Annotated in this window: 15 protein-coding genes; 2 read left to right on the forward strand and 13 right to left on the reverse strand. The window is 44.8% G+C overall.

From position 1 onward, the window contains the following. Window positions 1-53: 53 nt before the first annotated feature. From KFE98_21175 to recA, 9 genes are all read right to left on the reverse strand, one after another. On the reverse strand, window positions 54-620 hold the full coding sequence (locus tag KFE98_21175) for a hypothetical protein (GenBank protein UTW62477.1): 567 nt from the start codon (window positions 618-620) through the stop codon (window positions 54-56). Continuing rightward, complete coding sequence (rsgA, locus tag KFE98_21180; GenBank protein UTW62478.1) at window positions 613-1,686, reverse strand: ribosome small subunit-dependent GTPase A; 1,074 nt, start codon at window positions 1,684-1,686, stop codon at window positions 613-615. The genes KFE98_21175 and rsgA overlap by 8 nt, the downstream gene beginning before the upstream one ends. Window positions 1,687-1,698: 12 nt before the next feature. Continuing rightward, window positions 1,699-2,136, reverse strand: coding sequence for a DUF1330 domain-containing protein (locus KFE98_21185; protein ID UTW62479.1), 438 nt, complete (start codon window positions 2,134-2,136; stop codon window positions 1,699-1,701). Between the two features lie 20 nt (window positions 2,137-2,156). Next, entirely contained in the window at window positions 2,157-3,350 is a 1,194-nt protein-coding gene (locus tag KFE98_21190; GenBank protein UTW62480.1) for an aspartyl protease family protein, read from the reverse strand. Between the two features lie 37 nt (window positions 3,351-3,387). Continuing rightward, window positions 3,388-3,810: a macro domain-containing protein gene (locus tag KFE98_21195; protein ID UTW64764.1), complete on the reverse strand. Its 423-nt coding sequence runs from the start codon at window positions 3,808-3,810 to the stop codon at window positions 3,388-3,390. Window positions 3,811-4,256: 446 nt separating this feature from the next. Further along, window positions 4,257-5,024 carry a hypothetical protein gene (locus tag KFE98_21200; GenBank protein UTW62481.1) on the reverse strand — a complete coding sequence of 256 codons (768 nt, stop codon included), beginning with the start codon at window positions 5,022-5,024 and terminating at the stop codon, window positions 4,257-4,259. Further along, the gene (locus tag KFE98_21205; GenBank protein ID UTW62482.1) at window positions 5,011-5,553 is read right to left on the reverse strand and encodes a hypothetical protein; all 543 of its coding nucleotides are present in this window, start codon (window positions 5,551-5,553) and stop codon (window positions 5,011-5,013) included. Before KFE98_21205 ends, KFE98_21200 begins: the two co-directional genes overlap by 14 nt. Window positions 5,554-5,609: 56 nt before the next feature. Next, a complete protein-coding gene (locus tag KFE98_21210) occupies window positions 5,610-6,623 on the reverse strand; it encodes a tetratricopeptide repeat protein (GenBank protein ID UTW62483.1) in 1,014 nt (337 codons plus the stop codon). Between the two features lie 72 nt (window positions 6,624-6,695). Next, window positions 6,696-7,688, reverse strand: a complete 993-nt coding sequence (recA, locus tag KFE98_21215) for a recombinase RecA (protein UTW62484.1) — start codon at window positions 7,686-7,688, stop codon at window positions 6,696-6,698. Between the two features lie 486 nt (window positions 7,689-8,174). Between recA and KFE98_21220 the strand changes: the two genes are divergently transcribed. Both KFE98_21220 and KFE98_21225 read left to right on the forward strand, forming a co-directional pair. Further along, a complete protein-coding gene (locus KFE98_21220; protein ID UTW62485.1) occupies window positions 8,175-9,863 on the forward strand; it encodes a T9SS type A sorting domain-containing protein in 1,689 nt (562 codons plus the stop codon). 473 nt (window positions 9,864-10,336) lie between these two features. Beyond that, window positions 10,337-13,252 (forward strand): T9SS type A sorting domain-containing protein, encoded by a 2,916-nt coding sequence (locus KFE98_21225; GenBank protein UTW62486.1) that lies wholly within the window; start codon window positions 10,337-10,339, stop codon window positions 13,250-13,252. Between the two features lie 71 nt (window positions 13,253-13,323). Here KFE98_21225 and KFE98_21230 read toward each other — a convergent pair whose 3' ends face one another. From KFE98_21230 to KFE98_21245, 4 genes are read right to left on the reverse strand one after another with little or no spacing between them, the layout of a single operon-like run. Further along, a complete protein-coding gene (locus KFE98_21230) occupies window positions 13,324-14,247 on the reverse strand; it encodes a sulfurtransferase (protein ID UTW62487.1) in 924 nt (307 codons plus the stop codon). Next, window positions 14,229-14,726 carry a monoheme cytochrome C gene (locus KFE98_21235; GenBank protein ID UTW62488.1) on the reverse strand — a complete coding sequence of 166 codons (498 nt, stop codon included), beginning with the start codon at window positions 14,724-14,726 and terminating at the stop codon, window positions 14,229-14,231. Before KFE98_21235 ends, KFE98_21230 begins: the two co-directional genes overlap by 19 nt. After that, window positions 14,723-15,970 carry a sulfite oxidase gene (locus KFE98_21240; protein ID UTW62489.1) on the reverse strand — a complete coding sequence of 416 codons (1,248 nt, stop codon included), beginning with the start codon at window positions 15,968-15,970 and terminating at the stop codon, window positions 14,723-14,725. Before KFE98_21240 ends, KFE98_21235 begins: the two co-directional genes overlap by 4 nt. Before the next feature lie 54 nt (window positions 15,971-16,024). After that, entirely contained in the window at window positions 16,025-17,797 is a 1,773-nt protein-coding gene (locus KFE98_21245) for a T9SS type A sorting domain-containing protein (GenBank protein UTW62490.1), read from the reverse strand. Window positions 17,798-17,926: the final 129 nt, after the last annotated feature.

The raw sequence follows: 17,926 nt of genomic DNA on the forward strand, positions 1-17,926 counted from the left end.
GCTTTGCCTCCGGGTAAGGCGTTTTTTTTGCTCATTATTAAGGTTAAAGGGATCTACTCTTCGGCCTTTTCTTCCGGATCAACCAACCCTCTTTCCTTTCGGATATCTTCAAGTGCCTGCAATGCCTCAGGCATCAAATCACGATCCTTTCTTCGCTCAATTTCGTAGTCGGTCAGGTTGCTGAATCTCTGTTTAAAGCTATTATAGAGCTTCGCAGACTCTTGCCTTTCCATTTCCCGCTTTTCCTCTTCGGTTTGCGGCTCATCTCGAAGTTGATAAATTGTACGAGCCAGCGATTTAGAGTAGACCATTACATACATGACCAATGCTGGGGCCAGAAGAATATGGATGGTAATTAGAATGAGGGTTATCGATACAGAATAATTGAGAATATTGAAAATGGGTGTAAATGTGGCCAATAGGACCGTTATACCCATTCCATACTTGTAGAAGCGGCGATGAAGGAAGAACAATAGATTTAAGAGCAGAATGCACGCCCAAATCACGTATAACTTAATCGAAATCGGAAAACTGCTACTAAAATCTTCTACAAGGGCAACTAATACGATCAGGTTTAACCATAGCAGCGGTGACCATTCTTTCCAATCCTGCTTAGTCATGTCTCTTGTTTTTTGCGTTAATGATGCGCTTGTACAGTTTTCCCTGCTGCTTGTCTTTTAGACGCTTCTCTCGAACGGTTCCCTCGAATCGGGCTTTCTCCCGTTGCAATTTCATAAAATGAGAATAAGCTTCCGGATCGAGCTCCCCATTGTCAACGGCTTCGAGTAGAGCACATCCTTTCTCCTCGGTGTGAGAGCAATCGGAAAAACGACAATTCTGAGCCAATTCCAGAATCTCCTCAAAGGTGGTTTCCATTCCCGTTTCATTGTCGGTCATACCCACTTCGCGCATTCCGGGATTATCGATCAAGATTCCCCCCGATTCCAAAACCACCAATTCGCGATGAGTCGTCACATGTTTGCCCCGGTCGATTGAACCACTGATCTCTCCGGTTTTCATCTTCTCTTCTCCCCGAAGGGCATTGAGGATGGTAGACTTCCCTACCCCGGAAGATCCCAGCAAGCAGTAAGTTTTTCCTGTTTCTAAAAGGTGAGTCAGAGGCTCCCATCCTTCGCCAGTTAGCGTACTAATGGCATAAACGGGTACCTGGTTCATTCTACTTTTCACCTGAGTTACCAACTCTTTGGCTTGCTCACCATCAATCAAATCGATTTTGCTCAAAATCACAATGGGTTCCACTCCAGAATCGTAACACAAGGTCAAGTAGCGCTCCAGGCGATTGATGCTAAAATCCCGATTAACGGATTGAACAATAAAGGCATAATCAATATTGGTGGCAATGATTTGCTTCTCGCCTTGCTTCCCAACGGCAGATCGTTCCAGAATGGATTTCCTGGGAAAAACTCCGTGAATTAAGGCTTTGCCTTCCTCATAAGGCTGAAGTGCCACCCAATCGCCAACAGCTGGAAAATCGCGCCGACTGGTGGCCGTATATCGAAGGTTACCTAATATTTCAGCGTCCCATTCTTCCTGGCCCGTGCTTACGGTATATCGTTCTTTGTGTTCAAGAATAACCCGACCGAGGAGGAAATCATCCCATCCCCTTTCATTCTGGTCGATTTTCCACTCTTCTAAAAATCCTAATTGGCTTAACTCGGGTTGCATTTTATCGTTCTTCTATTGCCCTAAATCCAAAGGCAATTCTTTAATGGGTAATAACCTGGAATCTTCCAGTGCTGCTTTTCTGTGTCCAGCAATTTTTAAATAGTCCTCATTTTGGGCAAAAGCAATAAACTGAGCTGCTGAGGCATGTTTCACCAATAAAACGGCATCCCAGGATTCATCGGCAGGACCGATAACAAAGGCGCTACTACTACCATAAAACAACACTTCGCTTCCGGCCGCTTGCAGATAAGGCATGGTTTCGCTCATGTATTCACGGTAGGCCTCTTTTCCAGTTATTGGTTCATCTGGAGCCAGGTGATCCAAGCCCTCATAATCAGCCTCGGCCTTGAATTTCAATAAATTCAACATGACAACGGCTCCCTCTTGGTGATTGATGTAAAAATCTCTTCCCGCTTCGGGAGTGGCGTCCAGGTATTTTTTGTCTTGCATCTAAGTATTATGTGGAGTTGTTAAAACAAGGGTGATTTGATCAATTGGATGGGTGCTAAAGTATCAGATTCATCCACAAGCCACAAGTTCATTTGTTGATCTTCTGAATTGGCCCATCGAATATAACCGCAATACGATGATTTATCTCCCATTTTTAGGGTATTCAATTTTAGCACTTTCATACCTGGTTTGATTCCAGCCTGATCGGCCACTGAATGGTGGACCAGGGTTTGAACAAACACTCCTTTTTCTTCGTTGTATCCCAATCCCAATCCAAAAGTTTTCTCGATTTCATTCTTTTTCTGCACCGGAGCAAAATGCAGGCGCCGTTTGGACCAATCGATGGTAACAACAAACCGGGAAAGAACCTTGGATCCAATCAACCCCGAGTGCCCCGTTTTCACCTCCAGATTAGGCAATTCTATTTCGCCCCACTTCATGCTATCCGTAAAGGCCCGTACCCCCTCAAAGGGACTCGACTGAGCAAACAAACCCGATCGCTTCCAACCTGTTTCAGCAAAAACGGTATCGAACACCTCGTATTCTTGAAGCTTGCTGATAGCCTGTTTGGGTAAAGTCAAGCCATACACCGATCCATAATCAACTTTGATATTGGTTATAGCGTGCCCTTTTGCTTCCCATTCGGTGATCATATCAAACTGCCCATTGCTGCGAAAGGCAATTTCTTTTCCCCTCAGGTTACTGTCTAACTCCATGCCTTTGAAAAGGGTAATTTCCAGATTTTGATAATCAATGGTCCAGTTGCAGTACCGCATCATATTAGATCCAAGAATACCGTCTAACTGCATGCATTCCAATATGGGATGGGCCTTAAAGTCTCCTACAAATGCCGTTTGATCAATAAACGGAATCGAACCCACATGGATCGTATCTACCTTAACAAATTTAAGGGCCCGAGTAGTTCCATCCGAATCCCGCATCATGGATTTAGTCACTTGTTTGAAGCCCAACTCTTCCTGTATTTCCTTGGACAAACTCAGTGGAGCTCCACTGTCAAACAAAAAGCGGTAGGATTTGCCACGAATGGTAACCGGTAGAATCAGTAAACCCAGGTTATTCTCACAAGCAACGGTTTCTTTGAAGGTAGTCTTAGGCAAATCTCCTTTGAGAAAACTGCGATGCAATCCGGGCATACACCCCATGAATAGTAGCACCAATCCAATAAGTAAAAAGCGACTTTTAGTCAAAATCATAAACGGTAACATCTACGCCAAAGGCGATTAATTCTCTTTAAATATGCGGCTGAATATTTTCCCATTTTCCACCAGCCAGGCCGCAACCAATTCGGGGCATGTGGATGGAGGCTCCTTTCTCAAGAGCCAACTCCCTTACTTGGGCCAAACAGCGCCCCACATAAACTTCACGAATGGGAGGTATTCCATCTGGACTGGGCTTTACATCGCGCTGAGCAATCATATTAATCACCCAAAGATTGGGCTCCACTTGAATGGATTGAATTTCTCCCAATCGAAATTTATCCTTCGATCTGGCCCAGTTTCGATAAGCCTGTTCAGGCTCCTTCCATCGAGCAGATAAGGCCATAACAAACCCTCTTCCCCAACCACCAATATCGTTACACACGTGCACAATAAATTTGGGTCCTTCGCCCTTGGGTTGGGTAGCATCTCCTTGGGTATAAGTAATCGGATTCAAGGCTATCTTTTTAAACTTTTCCCTAAAATAGTGTGTTTCGATAGACAGGGAGTAAGAATCGTAGGTGGGATCTCTTCTCTGCTCTTCGGGAACAAGTACTTTTTCCACCTCGTCATACTCCAGAGGAACCGCTCCAATGCTTCTTGGTTTGTCATTGGTTGAAGGAAACAAATAGATTCTGGTATTCGCTGGAAGTTCGCTTTTTTCTCCTCCTGTATATGGAGCAAAGTGATGGGTAAGATAAGTAACCGGAACCTCCGTGATGGATTCGTAGACTCCTCCTCGTTCAGGTATGTACCAATCTTTGGGATATTCCAAGCGATCTATTCGATCGCCCATCCGCATTTCTCTACCTTGGATCACCGCACGCCTTCCTTGCTCCATTTCTTGAAACAATTCTTCGTTTCCCTTAAAGCCGAATAAGCGGAAAAAACGAGCCAACCAACTCATGGTTTATCCATCATAAACAAAGGCGAATCCGGACCCGTGCGGTATTTCAAATAAGGAGACAAATCATATCGACTATAGGAAAGATCCACCAAAGGAGTTAACGTTTTAATGGCATTGGGCATGGGGCAGGGAGCCAAAATCTCAATACGGTCATCGTACAAGAGAAAATCGTCGGGATAAAAATCCTTTTGACATTGCTCATATACTTCAAGGGCCCATTCATAATCCGTGGTATCTACTCCCGTGAGTGAATCTCCCAAATAATGCTTTATGGTATAGCGAGCAAAGGTGTATCGGTTGTTGACCTGTTCTCTCAAAAAAGGAATGAAGCGAGTGGTATCCATGAAATCATAGAGCTCTACTTCCTTTCCAGAATAGGTAGAAAATACATAGGGTTCAGACCAACTGGTGCAATAGGCCCCACAGCCTTCAGCTGAAATCAAGAGGGACAACAAACCGTATTGATCATAGGTCACTTCATAGTCCAGGAAATCTACTCCATCTATCCAAGTATCCAGAGCCTGTTGTAGGTCAATTTCTACGGAATCAACGCCTAAGAAGTCCTTTTTAAGGTGCTGGTTAATGTTGGCATCTACAGCAGAATCACCGGTTTCAATTACCGGAAAATTAAGCGGACGAACCTTTTTGGATTTGGGTTTATGTCCAGTGGGATGAATACTTGATAGCTGTGTATTTTGAGCCATGACCATGTTGGAAACAAACCCGACAAAAACCAAAACGGCCAGGGTTCTATTCCCACTCATAAACTTCCCAATTATTGCCATAGTCTTTGTATACATATACCGTAACACTCTTAAATTTCCTTTCTCCTTTGATGATTAGGTTGATCTGCGCAGCTCCTGTCTCTCCCTGATCATTCTGCTCAATACTTATACTCCCGGAAGATATCATTCCAAAACCAACAACTGGGCCAATTTCATTCTGGATTTCGGGCAATTGAGTAAAATACCAGCAAGCCGCATCATAAGCCTTAGTATTTGGGATGATAAAGAACATGAGAGTCTGAGCAAAAAAGACAAAGCCGAGAAATCCTAACCCCAATTTGTACCCCGTCGTATTCTTTCCCTGACGTTTGGCTCCGCTCATTTTTTTAGCCAAAATGGAGAGTACGGCCAAGAGCAACACCATACCACTAATAGGCAAGGATTCCCATAGAAAGTAAATGGGCAGCCATCGGCTGACCAATCCATAAATCAACAGAAGAAGTCCAATGATTAGAAAAGCCTTGGCAATATCGGATAGGTCTTTGGTTATGTTCAGCAAGAAATTCATGGCTCAATGCTAGTTCTGTTCATCAGAAACAGAGCCTGAAAATTAAAGATTTCCCGCTACTGACCAGTCAGGCGATTTACCCCTTTAGCGGCCAATGTGTGGCTTGGATTCATTTCAAGCACTTCGCGGTATTTCTTCAGGGCCTCTTCCTTCTCGCCTTTCAGCTCCATGGTATAACCCAAGTTATAGTGAGCATCGGCATAGTCAGGGGCTCTTTTAAGGGACTCTTCAAAGAAGTATTGAGCAGAATCCAATTCTTCTTCCAAAATCAACTTCACGTAGCCCATGTTGTACCAAGCGCTCACATGATCGGGGCTCAATTCCAAAATACGGCGGTATTGATCCAGGGCTTTTTTGGCCTCTTCGTTTTCTTGCAAAAACAGTCCCTTAGCATACAAGGCTTCAACACTTTCCGGCTTCACCTTAATGGCGTTGCTAAAATAGGCTTCGGCCAGCGGGTGGTTCTCGATCGCATAGAGCATACCCAATTGAATGTAAGCTTCGTAATGATCCGGATTTTGCTCGACGGCGGTTTGGAAACTGGAAACCGCCTTCACCGTATCTTTCGAATATTTGTGTGCCATTCCCTTGAGGTAGTAAGCCTGACCATTGTAGGCATCAAATCCAAGAGCTGCATTGGCCCAGTTAATACACTTCTGGTACTCACCAGCCCACATGTAGATTTCAGAAATTTTGAGCATGATTCCTGTAGAGCTGGGAACCTTGTAAATGGCATCATCCAAAAGCGCCTTGGCCTTTCCAAATTGCTTCTCCTCAATTAACCATTCTGCCTTTCTCAGGTAATACTGATCATTGAGACTATCCAATTCCATAGCTCGATCCAGATCGGAATAAGCTGAAGCTTGATCTTCATCATCCTTACGCCACTCGGCACGCATGGCATACAGAGCAGCATTGTTTGGATCGTCTTTGATTACTGCATTGAGACTATCGTAGCGGGTTTCATACTGAATCGCCGCATCAGAAGATTCTCCAGAAGAATCGCAGGAAGAAAAACCAAAAACCAACAGACCACTCAGGGCAAACAGGCCCAAAATCTTACGCACCATACTTTACGGATTGAAATGTGGGCCGAAAATAAGGCTTTCGGCCGGGTCTGAATAAAGAAAACCGACCGAGGCTTACTCGGCGGTCAGCTTTTCACGAATTTTGGCTTCTATTTCATCAGCCAATTCAGGATTATCGCCAATCAACTCTTTCACTGAATCTCTACCTTGTCCTAATTTGGTATCACCATAGCTAAACCAGGAGCCGCTTTTTTGAACTACTCCATGTTCTACTGCCAAATCCAAAATTTCACCTGCCTTGGAAATACCCAGGCCATACATGATGTCAAACTCAGCTTTTTGGAAAGGAGGAGCTACCTTATTCTTAACCACCTTTACACGGGTGCGGTTTCCAATAACGTGATCTCCAGCTTTGATTTGTGAAGAACGGCGAATATCGATTCTTACAGAAGAATAAAATTTCAAGGCATTACCACCGGTGGTAGTTTCCGGATTACCGAACATCACCCCGATTTTTTCACGTAACTGGTTAATGAAAATACAACAGCAGTTGGTTTTGTTAATGCTACCGGTCAATTTTCTCAATGCCTGGGACATCAAACGAGCTTGCAGACCTACCACAGCGTCTCCCATCTCGCCTTCGATTTCAGCACGAGGAGTCAAAGCAGCTACCGAGTCAATAACGATTAGATCAATGGCTCCAGAGCGAATCAGGTTATCAGCAATTTCCAAGGCTTGTTCCCCATTATCGGGTTGAGAAATCAAAAGGTTCTCGGTATCAACACCCAGGTTTTCAGCATAAAAACGGTCGAAGGCGTGCTCCGCATCAATAATGGCAGCAATACCACCCTGCTTTTGTACTTCCGCAATGGCGTGAATGGCCAAAGTAGTTTTACCCGAAGATTCAGGTCCATAAATTTCAACCACACGGCCCTTTGGGTAACCATTCACCCCTAAAGCCATATCCAAAGTTAAAGAGCCAGAAGGGATAACATCCATAGTTTCGATGGCATCATCACCTAATTTCATAACGGCACCTTTACCGTATTGCTTATCTAATTTATCAAGGGTTAATTTGAGGGCTTTCAGTTTTGCATCCTGAGACATAGTCGTATTTTTTTTAAAGTTTCCGCAAGCAAAAGAAGGAGGGTAAAACGTAACCTTTTTACGGTGTGAAATTAAATATCAATTTTTCTCCTACTCTACTCAAGCAAGCAATAGTTATCCACCAATTTCCCCTATTGGTGTTAGTATTAAGATTGATTGATGCGAAGATAGACGATTAGCTAAATTTTATAGTAAAAAAAACAAACTTGCTACAAATAATAGCAATGCTACAAATATTGTCATTACAGGGATTTTGAAATAATCATCAAATAATCACCTTATCTCAATAATCAAATTTGTAGCAAATATATTCAAACCAATCCCTTCTTAATTTCCTCCCAAATTCTAACCCAAACCGACCAAATTCTAATTCAAACGAACCAAGTATCCTTCTGGGACTTGAAATCTCTCAAACAGAAACAATTAGCATACTTCTTTCCCTTTACTTTGATTATTCAAACTATCAATTCTTAAATTACAAACACCATGAACACTAAACTAAGCTTGGCTCTTTGCATCCTATTCTGGAGCCTCGTGGGCAGTGCCCAAAACAATCCAAACTACGTAGATTTTGAAACCGGTACATACAGCGGTGGCCACACGGCTGGACCTGAAAATTCAAACATCAACAATGCTTATTTCCACAGCGCCTACGGCGTTGAATTCTTTAATGTACTTAGCGGTACCCAATACATTCCCAAGTACGCTACAGTAGGGCCGAATGCGGCTGCTTTTAAAACATCTAATGTCAATGCAACTTACTGCTATTCGGGTTCCACTACGGATGACAACCCGTATAACTCCGCCACCAACCCCGGATGTTGGTTTATGACGGATGACGATGGAATTGTTACCCAAAACCCAAAGCAGTTACACATTGAATATGATCAAGATTCTATTCAGTGTACTATCGCCTCAGGTTACGTATATGACCTGGATGGGAACTCTATGGCTGAAGCCTGGCGTTTGGACATCTACTCTGTAGGCGGAGGTGGAACTCCAGACAACAGCATCTACATCATCTCCGATCAATATGCTTCTTGTTCGGGTTGCCCGGCTCTGCCTGGACCAATGAGTGGTGCCTACAACTGGAATGGCGGATCTATTCTGGCGGGCGATGGTCGTGATACCTATTGGGAACTTCAAACCAATGGTAACCCGATTGATTACATCACTATGACCTATATCGGTCACCCAAACCGTGGCGTGGGCGTGGCTTTTGACAACTTCTACTACTGTAGTAAGGGAGACAGCACTCCTCCACAAGGAGATCCATGCGATAGCCTTGAGGCCAAGTATACCTATGCTGTAAACGGTTGTGGAGTTCAGTTTACCGACCAATCTACTTCAGCCTCTGGTTACCCAATTATTGGATGGCATTGGGACTTTGGAGATGGAACAACTTCTAATCAGCAGAACCCATTCCACCAGTACGCTCCAAACAACACGTACACGGCTACCTTGTACGTCACCTCTTTTAATGGTGAAGAATGCTGTACCGATAGTATTAAGCAAGAGATTCGCGTAAATGAGTGCAGAGACTGTGAAGCTGAAATCGATTTTAGCTGGACCTTCAACGAGTATTGCGATCCTTGTTTAATGGACTTCTCTCCTATTATTCATTACCAAACAACAGCGGTAATTGGATACTACTGGAACATTAATGGAACGATTTACACAACTGAAAATGTGCAGCACCTGCTTAGCGGAGGCGCTTCCGTTTGCTTAACCGTAATTTTTGAAGGTCCAAATGGTAAACCTGGAGAATGTTGTACTCGCACCATCTGTGCAGAAGTTGAATGTGGTACGGTAGGTACTGCAAGCGGTGGTGAGCCAGCTGGAATGATGCCAGATATGACCCATGACGATGAAAGCACAATGAACATCGATGGTGCAAGCGACCTGGAAGATCACCCGGAGTTTTCAGCAAAAATCTATCCTAATCCGGGGAATGCTGAAATTTCAATTGACCTGGAAATGCTAAACAGCGATGAAGTTTCTGTGGTATTGATTTCTCCCAATGGACAGCGTATCGAATTGATGGATCAAGTGGCTTTGACTGCTGGAAGCAATCAACTAACCATCAATACCAGCGATGTGGCTGAAGGCATGTATATATTGAGAATTGACGGAAACCAAATTGCCTTTTCCGATCGTCTTCAAATTCAACACTAAAAGGATTCTCGTCCTTTAGAATAAGGATCAGGAATAGGGAACCCTCGCCATTTGGTGAGGGTTCTTTTTTTTATCTATTTACCTTTGTCCGGCCATAAGGCGTGCTGTTACTCCAAAGCAGACGGAACCAACCAAAATCCTACCCAAGTACCAAAAAGCCTTTTTCTGCTCTACGGAAAATAACCCAAAGAAAACAACCTACTACAAATCAACACCTTACCACAATAAAAACGATCCATTCGTTCGATTTAGCGCGGTGATTCCGCAGGCAACAACGAGCCTAACCATACTTCGCGATAGACACAGTTCACACTCATTAAAAACGTATTAACTCGCTCTAAGTAAGCCTTTTGAGTCACAAGGAAAGTTCTAAACCTTTCCTCGAATCAGCAATGATCCATCCCGATAAATTTAACCCATCAATTTATGGACTCTCCCCGAGTCTTTCGTACAAACTTTCTTAACTGAACAACATGAAAACACCCAAAATTATCCTCTGCTGCCTGCTCATAGGGCTGGTATGGGGAAGCGCTTTTGCTCAACAATCTACTGACGAAAAGCGGGAAAACCTCATCCAAAAGGAGGAGGTTAAAATTGAGCGATTCATCCAGAAACACCTGGATGACCCTTTTCCAAAATCGGAATGGGAAAACCTCGAGGATCATGACCACGATGGTCACAACGCGGTAAAGCCATCTCCCGAATCGATGGAAGAAATTAAAAGGCTGTACTGGCGTCAACAGTACTTTGTAAAGAATCCTGGCTCAGCGGCTCTTTATACCTCTCCGGGAGGAGCGCCTGCCCTATCTTGTCAGAATGGAGATTTTGAAATGGGCAATTTCTCCTTTTATACGGGAGCTCGAAGTCGATCTACGGCGTGTGATTCAACCCAAAACATCTTGGGGCTAAACTGGACTCCGATTAATATGACTGCTCCTCCAGTCAATGACTTCTTGATCACCAACAACGTGGCTGACCCGGTTATTCCACAACTTCGGCAAACCCACAACAATAGCTCTCATGCGGCACGAATCAACTGGATCAATCCCTGTAGACCAAATGCCATGATTAACCGTCTCACCAAAGAAGTGGTACTCACAAGTTCATTCCAAAATGTGGGATTCTATTACGCCATGGTACAGCAAGACCCAAGTCATATTCAACAAAACTGCAACCAGAACCCCTACTTCATCGCACGGGCTCTTGATGCTGCAGGAAATGTGTTGGATCAGTATGAACGTATTGCCCGGACAACAGACCCGTTTTTTACAACAGTCACCGGCCTAAACCCCAATAACTGCTGGGCTGACGATATCGTATGGTCCGACTGGACCTGTAATTTCCTCAATGTATCCGGGCGGGTTGGAGATACCATAACGGTAGAATTTTATGCTTCTGATTGTGCTGCTACAGCCCACTTCGGTTATGCTTACGTTGACGATATCTGTGAAGAATGTTTACCCGACTCGTGTGATTACCAAGGCCATATTTTATTTGACCAAACGGATACTTGCCTAAGCCTTCCTGGTCAGATTTGCGGAAGTTACCACCTGGCTTTTCAAAACTGTAGTACTTCTAGTGTACATTCCATTCAACTAACCATTCTTCAAAACGGTGTAGATGTTACCGTGGGTACCGTGCCAGTGACCATTGATGCCGTAAACAGTACTTTTTGTTTCGATTTGGATTCCAGTCATTTTCCGAATGGGGCCAGCGGTGGATTCGATTTCCGGGCCGATATCGTGTTTAATCTCAACGGGGCTTTTCATACTGAAACGAATGTTCATTCCAATCCCGGGCAAAACAACGACCTCATTTGGGGTGTAAATTGCTGCCCTGATTTCTATGTGGTGGATTGCTGTACTTACTGGTATGGTGATGACCAAGATGCTCTTGCATCCTCTGCCGTTTCCTCTTCTGACTCCTTGATTCAGGCATTGGTACTGGAATACAAAAACCGAATTAATTCGAAGCGTGAGAACAGGGCCTTTGGTGTTGAAGAATCACCGGATTGCGATCCTTGTGAATTTAAAAACGACACCTTCCCAATTTTTATCCTGGATGAAAATGGTGTGTTAATCGACGATAGTAAATACACCATTAGCTGGAGCCATCGTCCGGGCTGGAGTGCTGCCTACTCCTGGATTCTTCCCAATGACTCCACTACCGTTATTCTAAGTGACTCTGCTGGCAATTGTGTGGACACCCTCCACTTTGCGTTTTTATGCTGCCCTCCAATCAAGATCGATATGTTTTGCGGTGGCTGTGATCCTTGTGCCGATCCGGAAAAGGCATTTTTCTTAAATGTTCTGGACTCCAACAACAATCCAATTTCTCCGACACACCACTCCTTTAAATGGAGCACCGGATCAACCGGATCGTCTATTAATGGCTATGTAAACAATACGTACTGGGTAGAAGTCACCGATTCGAACGGCTGTACCCAAACCGACACCTTCCGACTGGAATGTTGCATTCCGGATATACCAGTCAACCTAAGGTGTTCTCATGCCGCTGGTGGAGGTACTTTGCTTACCTGGGATCCCGTAAATGGAGCTGATTATTACATTATCGAGGTGATTATTGGCGATCCGGCTTGTTGCTTCTGGCCTATGGTGGGATATGGTACCATGTACATCTCCGATACCAATCAGCTGTTGCTTTCAGGTTATCCTTGTGGATCGTTTAGAGTGTATGCCGTATGTGAAGATGGTCGAACTTCCCCTTACTCGGTTAGACATTGCCTCTGCCCGTTGTTTATTGTCTACCCTTGTGATCCGGTAGGCCCGATCAATTTGTACAGTCAATTGTACCTTACCCATGTTCAACTGAATTGGGATCCTATTCCAGGTGCCATCGATTACGAAGTAGTTATCTACGACGACCAGGTTTGCTGTGGATTTGGTACGGGTAGTCCTACATCGTATATCGTGAATGCCAATCACCTGGCACTTCCGTTGGGAACCTGTGGATCCTGGGAAGTTCGAAGCAGATGTCCGGATAGTGTTTATTCAGCCTACTCCAGTTTGCAGTGCATTATTTCAAGCGGTGGTGGCGGAGGCCAAGGGATGGCTCCGGAACCTAAAGTGGACAACAAACAAGAGATAGATCCGAATCCAATTTCTTTCCGAATAGAAAATGTTAAGGTGCACGCCCGTCCAAACCCAAGCGATGGCTGGGTGGAGTTCCAGATCCACTCTACGGAAGATGAAATCAGAGGTACCATCATGATTCTGAATTTGGACGGTCAAATCATGCAAACTCTTGATGCAACGAGCAACATTCCGGTTCGAGCAGATTTAAGCGAATTGCCTCAAGGCACCTACCTCTATCTGTTTGAAACAAACGGAACCAAAACTTCCAGTAAAAAGCTGATTTTGAAACCTTAAAAATTTCAGCCTCTTAAACTTGAAACCACCTCCTCCAATTTGGGGCGAGGTGGTTTTTTATGCCTTAAATTTTAGGGATGACTGACCAAGGGAAGTGATTCATCCTTGCTCCACTCTATCCACGAACCATCGTAGTTGCGAACATTTTCATAACCCAATATCTGGGTCAAAACAAACAAGGTATGACTGGATCGCACGCCGGAATGGCAATAGACCAACACCTCCTCTTCAGGATTAACCTGATGAGATTGAAACAAAGCACGCAAAGAATCGGCGGTTTTAAAGGTATAATCCGGACTCAAACTTTCAGTGTAGTTGATCAGGATGGCACCTGGAATGTGTCCGGCACGATAAGCTCCTTTCTTTTGCCGCTCGCCGGTGTATTCATCATCATTCCTTGCATCAACCAAAAGCAAAGTTGAATCCGATAAGCGATCTATCAACTCCTCTTTGTAAACGGACCATTGATCGCTTTTGGGTCGCTCAAATACATAGTGTGTCGGATCACGGTGATCGCAATTTTCGGTACACACCTGGTTTCCGGCAGATTTCCAGGATTGAATACCACCATTGAGCAAAACCATTTGTTGGTGCCCCTGTCCTAGCATTATCCACCAAAACCGAGCTGCTTCTACTTGTCCCCGGGCATCGTAGATAATCAACCTATCCGTTGGCTTTACCCCTTTTTGGCTGAGCAAGGCTTGTAATTGTTCTCGATCGGCTTGAGCCCCAGCATAGTCCATTTCAGCGTTCTCCAGATCCTTCCGAGTTAGATGGATCGCGCCAGGGATATGTCCCGTCATGTAACGATCGGTTAACCGAATGTCAACAAATACCACGTCCGGTTGATCCATCCAATAGCCCAGGTCGGAAACTTCCATCAGGTTATTTTCCGGCCAATTCAAGGGAGCTACCTCCACCTCTTCTTTGGGTGTAGAACAAGATACGAGTAGGCCCAGAAGGCTAGCCCAGGCTATTAATCGAGGGTATACCATTCTTCTACTTTAAGGGGTTTTCGCCTACCGGTTTCTTCGGGAGCATAGTACGTGGATAAATAGGCCACAATTAAAGCTTCGTTTTCGCCAAGGTCCCAAAGATTTTGGGTTTCCTGCATCCAATGTATGGTAGAGGTCCAGGCTTCTGCTGTCATGCGATTTTGGGTAACCAGTTTGGCGCTGTGGCAAGGCGTGCAATGCTGAGCAACAAGCAGGTAATCTCCTTCCGCCACCAAACCCGTGGGCAAATGGATTCCTTCTTTAACCTCAGGTTCAGATTCAGTCACCTGCTGGGGCGATGGATCGGTTGTTTGTCCTATCTCGGCGATCCAGCGATTGAGTTTACCCAAAGAGGGATCAAAGATGGCTGCATAAAACAAGAAGCCCAACACCAAAGCTGCGATGCTGATGAAGCGACGCAAATTCCGGGTTAGTTTTCTCAACCCTTCTACTTGATTTTCATCCAAGGGCTGCTTCATTGCACTTTTAGGGCTATCCGATGACAAGCATTGTTTAAATATCCTTTGGGGTTCCACCCTGGCACCACCATGGGTTGAGACTTTCCTTCGCTATCGGTAGCACGAGCCCAAACTTCGTAATAACCTTTGTCTGGAAATTTTAGCGCGCAGCTCCATTGTTGCCAAGCCAATCGATTGGCCGGAGGTTTTAAATCAGCGGTTTTCCAAGTCGTTCCAAAATCGATGGAAACTTCCATGCTCTTTACCTCCAAATCACCGGCCCAAGCTTGACCTCTCACGGTTACTTCATGACTTTTGGTCAACACTCCTCCCGATTTTGGATAAGTAATCAAAGACTTAACTGGCATGGATTCGATAATGCACATATCTTCATCCTTCACCTCTTGCCCGGGAGCCACAGATTCGCAAGGAATACGGTAGGATTTACCTCCCATCTTGGGTCCATCGTGAATCTTATTGCGAATCACAATACGATTGAGCCATTTTCCAGAAGTAGACGCCGGCCATCCTCCAAACATCAGTCGCAAGGGATAACCATTCATCAAGGGCAAGTCTTCATCGTTGATGGCCCATGCGATTAGAGATTCCTCCTCCATCGCCTTACTTATGGGAACCCCTCGGGAAATGACCACCTTATCTGGATCACCACTCAAGTGGGTGTCTGCTCCATAGTAGCCGAGATACACCGCATCTGGTTTTAAGCCAACATCTTCCAATACATCTTTTAGTCGTACACCGGTCCATTTGGGGCAGCCCACCGCTCCGGTGGTCCATTGATTTCCTTTGGCCGGAGGATTGAACTCAGAACGGCCATTTCCTCCGCACTCCAGCGTTAATTGGTAGCTGTATGTTTTGAAACGTGCTTTGAGGTCAGCCAGAGTATAGGTTTTCTTTTGTGTGGCAGACTCCCCTTCTATGGTCAGTGTCCACTCATCAGGATTTACTTCTACAGGAGGAAGTCCATTGTTTCGAACAAACAAACGGTCGGTTGGAGTGATTGGATCATCCAGCAACCAAGGCGGGGTTTCCGCATTTACGGGTCGTGTATTCAGAATGGTTAAATCCTGGTGTTTTCCATCAATCACAAAGGGCTCTTCACCCTCTGGCCAGGGAATAGGAATCAATCCTTTAGGAAAGGATGCTCCAAATACAAATGAGGGTAACAACAGGGAGCCTACACCAACGGTTGCCCCCTTTTTTAGGAACTCCCGCCGCCCCGGCAATTCCTTCTTTTTATTCTTCAATGCAGCGTTTCTTTATCCGATTAGCGCATCCAAGATAAACTTTTGAAGGAAATGTCAAGGAGATGAAATCAGCTGAATGGGAATCACTTCCCGTCCTTCGGGAGTAATCCAATGTACAAACCAGGTGCCCTGGGTCAGGGATTCCAAATGGAGCACGTAAGTACCGTTGTACTTGTCAAGCTGTTCAGAAAACACCCGATTCCCAGTAACCCCATACACTTCCACCTGGACCTCTTCAGAATGAGTCAAACTTCTCAAAAAGATTTCTCCGGTGGATGGATTGGGATAGACAACTACTCGCCGATTGACCTGCTCTTCAGCGATTCCATCAGGTTCCTGAATAACCGTGTCGCAATCCATCAGGGCAATTCGAATGGAATCTGCACCACTACAACCATCGGCATTGGTTACTTCTACAAAATAGAACCCAGCTGTATCGACTAACCAGGAAGATCCTGTTGAACTATCCTGCCAGACATAAGTGGAATTGGTTTGCGTAACATCCAACAACAAACTATCTCCCATACAAAGAGTCGTATCACTTCCCAGGTGAACAGTGGGTACAAAATAATGGCCTATGTTGGCCGTATCGGTTCGGACACAACCATCTGCATTGGTTGCCGTGACTATGAGTCTCCCCATGGCCGGTGCAGCAACTCTACGCGTATTGGATCCATCAGACCAGCTAAATTGAGTCCATTCTGTTCCTTGTACTTCTACCCAAACCGTATCGCCTTCGCAAACCGTATCAGAACCTGTAACTTCAATATTTGCCCCTGACTCAGTGACTTTGATCGCATCCAAAAACCGGCATCCCAGGGAGTTGGTAACTTCGGCCACGTATACTCCAGCAGAATCTACAGTTAGGTATCGATTTGTAGGTCTCTGAAACCAGGAAACCGTGTCCCAAATGGCTCCAGCATCCAAAATCAAGCTATCCTGGTAGCAAAAAGAGGTATCGGGTCCAAGGCTGAAAGCGGGCCCCACCACATTCACTTTTACCGAATCAATTTGTTTACATCCATTGTCTGCAGTTACGGTTATGCCATAAGTTCCGGATTGGGTCACCGTTAATGATTGCTTGCGGCTTCGATCCGACCAGGAATAAGAATCCCATCCAGGTGGAGCGTTTAAAACCAGATTATCATTCAAACAAATGTCTGTATCGTTATGCATTTTTAGGTTGTCAAGAACGAGTACATTTTTTTCGATCGAATCACTTCCACAAGGACTATTGGCTTTCAGCTTATAGGTATAAACCCCTGGAACGGTTGCAATTTTATTTAAATGAAAGTTGGTATCCACAGCCAAATTATTAGCATACCAAACTTGGCTGGAAGAGGATGAACTTATGTTGGTATGCGAGATGGTATCTCCCAAACAATAAGAAGAAGCCCCAGCGATAAAATTAGCCTTGACAGCACAACATTTGGCCACAGTTAAATTCGGTGCCCCGTTAAATACGCTGCTCTGCGATCCGCTCAGCATTCCTCTTACTACTACCGTATAAGTTCCTGATGGAATTCCTGTTAAGTCCACAAAATGGGTAAACTGGACGATTACCGGCAAAATGATAAGACCAGATGTATAATTCACATCGATGGTGAGTGTAGACCCTGACACGGACCAGGTCGTACCCGTATAGGTATAGTTACTCGCTCCAAGTGAGCCACCAATGGTATAGGAAATTGTATCACAATCTGTGGGTGTGGTGGTGGTCATTTGAGCAGAACTAACCTGAACGAAGGCCCGAGAGGTCAAAGCAGATAGGCTCAGCAGCAAACACAAGGTCAACACCTTTACGAAAAAAGCAGGCAACATCTTCATAATCAATTCCTATTGGTTAAATCATGAAGGTAAGGATTTTCCGAAACTATTCTACCGTTTTCCGGTAATCCCGACTCTTGAGCAGGTTTCCCTCGCCCTCTTCCTGGAAGCCCGCTTTAAAAACCACGA

The sequence above is a fragment of the bacterium SCSIO 12741 genome, assembly GCA_024398055.1.
GTDB lineage: Bacteria > Bacteroidota > Bacteroidia > Flavobacteriales_G > Salibacteraceae > SCSIO-12741.